Origin of the sequence: Mycobacterium sp. (genome assembly GCF_035506235.1) — a bacterium.
GTDB lineage: Bacteria > Actinomycetota > Actinomycetes > Mycobacteriales > Mycobacteriaceae > Mycobacterium.
This window is the reverse complement of sequence record NZ_DATJPU010000256.1, coordinates 1-3,407: the sequence shown is the minus strand read 5'-3', so window position 1 is coordinate 3,407 and position 3,407 is coordinate 1. Positions and strand designations below refer to the sequence as shown.

3 protein-coding genes are annotated in these 3,407 nt (G+C 64.5%); 1 reads left to right on the top strand and 2 read right to left on the bottom strand.

Going from position 1 to position 3,407, the window contains the following annotated elements; translation table 11 throughout:
- Positions 1 to 288, bottom strand: a 288-nt coding sequence (locus VMD50_RS24000) for a hypothetical protein (RefSeq protein ID WP_325431444.1), incomplete at its 3' end; no start/stop codon positions are given.
- Positions 289 to 645: 357 nt separating this feature from the next.
- On the opposite strand from VMD50_RS24000, the gene VMD50_RS23995 reads away from it, so the two are divergent.
- Positions 646 to 1,893, top strand: coding sequence for an ISL3 family transposase (locus tag VMD50_RS23995; RefSeq protein ID WP_414686152.1), 1,248 nt, complete (start codon positions 646 to 648; stop codon positions 1,891 to 1,893).
- A gap of 156 nt (positions 1,894 to 2,049) precedes the next feature.
- On the opposite strand, the gene VMD50_RS23990 is transcribed toward VMD50_RS23995, so the two are convergent.
- Positions 2,050 to 3,402 (bottom strand): IS1380 family transposase, encoded by a 1,353-nt coding sequence (locus VMD50_RS23990; RefSeq protein ID WP_325431446.1) that lies wholly within the window; start codon positions 3,400 to 3,402, stop codon positions 2,050 to 2,052.
- Positions 3,403 to 3,407 lie beyond the last annotated feature (5 nt).

The following is a 3,407-nucleotide window of genomic DNA, read 5'->3' as shown; positions in this document are numbered from 1 at the left end:
TGGTACTTGCGCAGTGAAGGTCTCGGTGAACCAATCCGAAAACCTTCGCTTACGCTCGACGTATGTGCTATGTGCTTCCTCGTTCAACTTCGCCAACAAAACTTCCGGATCGCCATATTGATTCCAATCAAAATGCGCGTTGCGCGGGATGACTTGTGGATAACGGGCCGATTCTGCAAGCTCCTTCCCCTCATTCACCACGTCTTCTGCCACCCCACGCTCCAATACTCGATCCAGAACAGCTGCAATCCGCTCGCGTCCGTAGGTCGGGACGTCATCGAACGTCACCGTCTCGCTTGATTCAAGCGGCTGATCGACGACTCTTGTATTAATGATCGCCTCATCACCTCCTCGACATGCGTCATGCTCTGGTGCAGCTGGCTCGTGGCCTTTCGTATTCTATAAATATCTCGAGGTGCCTATCATCGCGGTTCCCATGGGCTTCGGGACTGTCCGATTTTCGGTGGATCTGACCTTGGCATCGGTTAGCCCGGATGTTTCGTGGAGTTGACGTGGTGGCCTGATCGGATTCGGGGCACTTGTGACGTTGTCGTGGGTTCGCTGATCTGGGAATTTGGGCGCAACGCCGTGTCCTGCTTACGTTTTGACTTGCGAAGGTCCAAGACGTGAGAAGGGTGTACGACGCTGCGCAAGAACAGGGTATTCGGTGAGGCCGTGGGTGGGGCGAACCTGGTCGTGGAAGACGTGACGATCGAGGTCGAGACCAGGCGAGAACGCAAGGAGACGGTGAGCTGCGAGGTGCTCGTCTTCCGCGTACGGCCGAAGGCCGGGCAGGTGGGTCGATGCTCACGTTGCCGCAAGGTTTGCCCCGGTTATGACGCCGGTGGTGGGTTGCGGCAGTGGCGGACATTGGACGTCGGCACGATGAAGGCCTATCTGCAGGCCCCCGCGCCTCGGGTGCGGTGCCCCGAGCACGGGGTGGTCGTCGCGCATGTGCCGTGGGCGCGACCCGGTGCCAAGTGCACCACGGCGTTCGAGGACACCTGCGCCTGGCTGGCCGCGCACACCGCTCTGTCGGTGTTGACGGTGTTTCTGCGGCTGGCGTGGCGCACCGTGGCGGGCATCGTGGCCCGGGTGGTCGCCGACGGAAGGGCGACGAACAACCTGCTCACGGGGCTGGCTCGGATCGGGATCGACGAGATTTCCTATCGAAAAGGGCACCGCTACTTGACCGTGATCGTTGATCACGGGACCGGCCGCCTGGTGTGGGCAGCCGAGGGTCGCAACAAGGACACGCTCGAGAAGTTCTTCGACGAACTCGGCGCGGAACGGGCCGCCAAGCTCACCCACGTGTCCGCCGACGGCGCGGAATGGATCCACGCGGTCGTGGCCCAACGAGCTCCCAACGCGGTGATCTGCCTGGATCCGTTCCACGTCGTGGCCTGGGCGCTCAAAGCCTTGGACAAGGTCCGTGTCCGCACCATGACCAAGGCCGGGATCAGCGACCGGCACGCGATCTGGGCGGTGCGCAAGAACCCGGCCGATCTCACCTGCGAACAGCGCACCTCGCTGGCGTCGATCACGACCACGAACAACACCCTCTACCGCGCGTATCTGCTCAAAGAGCAACTACGGGAAGCGTTTCAAGTCAAAGGACAACACGGCCGACAGCTGCTGGCGGGCTGGCTGTCGTGGGCATCGCATTCCCGCATCCCCGAATTCGTCGCCCTGGCCCGCAGCATCCGCCGCTACCGGGACCTGATCCACAACACCCTCGACCACAACGTCAGCAACGCCCGCTCCGAAGCGACGAACACTCACCTGCGGGCACTGACCAAACGCGCCTACGGCTACCACAGCCCCGAGGCCCTGATCGGCATGGCCCTACTCACCCGCGGCGGTCTCTGCCCGGCGCTACCAGGCCGAAAATGACCCACTACAACGTCAGTAGATCCGGATTCGGATTGTTGTTTTCGATGTTGATTTTCGGTTGTGGGTGTGGTGCTCGGGCCCGGTCAGCGGGGTTCTGCCGGGTTCCTCGGGCCCGGGTTGGTCCTTTCGTGGGTCGTGGGGGCGGCTGGTTGTCGGTCAGCCGGGTTGGAGGCGGGCCAATGCTGTGGTCAGCAGGTTGACCCAGGGTGCATGGGTGGCAAGGCGCAGTCGGGTTCGGCGGGCGTGGCGGGCCAGTCGGCCGACAATCGAAAATAGCCGCAGCCGTAAGCGTTTGGGTTCCCAGCGTCGCGCGGGATGCTCGTCGAAGGCGAGCATTTGCAGCCAGGCTGTCAGATCGGTAGCCAGCTGCACCAGCGCGCACCAGATCCGGTTTTGGTCGAATCCGTGCAGGGGTAGGTTGTCCAGGCCGGTGTCTTTGGCCATCCGGATGCGGTCTTCGCAGCGGGCGCGGCGGCGATGGCGCAGCTCGAGATCGGGCAGCTGCCCGCGGCCGGTGTTGGTGACGAACGCGGTCAGCCGTAGCCCGTCGCGGTCGGTGAAGCGCAGCTGGGCGCCGGGATGGGGGCGCTCTTTGCGCACGATCAGCCGCATCCCAGCAGGCCAGTCCAACAGGTCAACGACCCCGGTGGCCTCGGCGACCCATGCCCCGGCACGAACCTGCCCGTCGGCGTCGTAGGCCGGGGTCCAGGCCTGGTCGGGAATCGCCTCGATGGCGCTGGCCATCGCGTCGTTGAGGGCAAATCCCAGCGAATAGGACAGCCGGCGCGCGCTCAGGTAGTTGAGGAACTCGTGGGTGGCCCCGGCGGCGTCGGTGCGCACCAGAACTTTTTTGCCGACCCGATGGCCGACCCGCAAGGGCAGCTGCTGCAGAGCCGAGTCGAGGACGGTTTTGTGGTCAGCAGCCGTGTTGGAGCCGGCGTTGCCGGGCCGCAGCAGGATCGCCAGCGACTCCCCGGTTCCTGCACCGCCGTGGTCGACGAATGCGCACAACGGGTGAAACCCAAAGCCACGCTTGAAGGTTGGTGCGGCTTTCTCCTTCTCCGAGTGCGCCGTAACCAAGGTCGCATCCAGATCGACGATCATCGGGTGATCGGCGTCGATCCCCTGATCCGGCGCGTGCTGCCCCGCGGCCGTCCACGCCGCGCCACGCGCGGTAGCCCTCGCAGAACCAATGGCCGCCAAGGCCTTCGGGGCATCTGCAGCCAACGTGGCGATCAACCTCGACACGGTCGGATCAGATGCCACCGCACCGAACACGCCCGGTTCGGCGCGCAGCATGCCGACGTCGGCCAAACAGTCCCCACCGAGCGCCAGCGCCACCGCCACATCGAGCACGATCTTGCCGGGATCGTGGCTGGCAGGCGGCTTACGCCACGACGCCAACGCCTCCGACAACGCCGCGGTCAAACCGGCCTGCTCGGCAACCCGCAGCAGCACGACCGCACCAGCATGCGATACCACACCGGTAGCGCGGCCATCTACCGACAGCGACG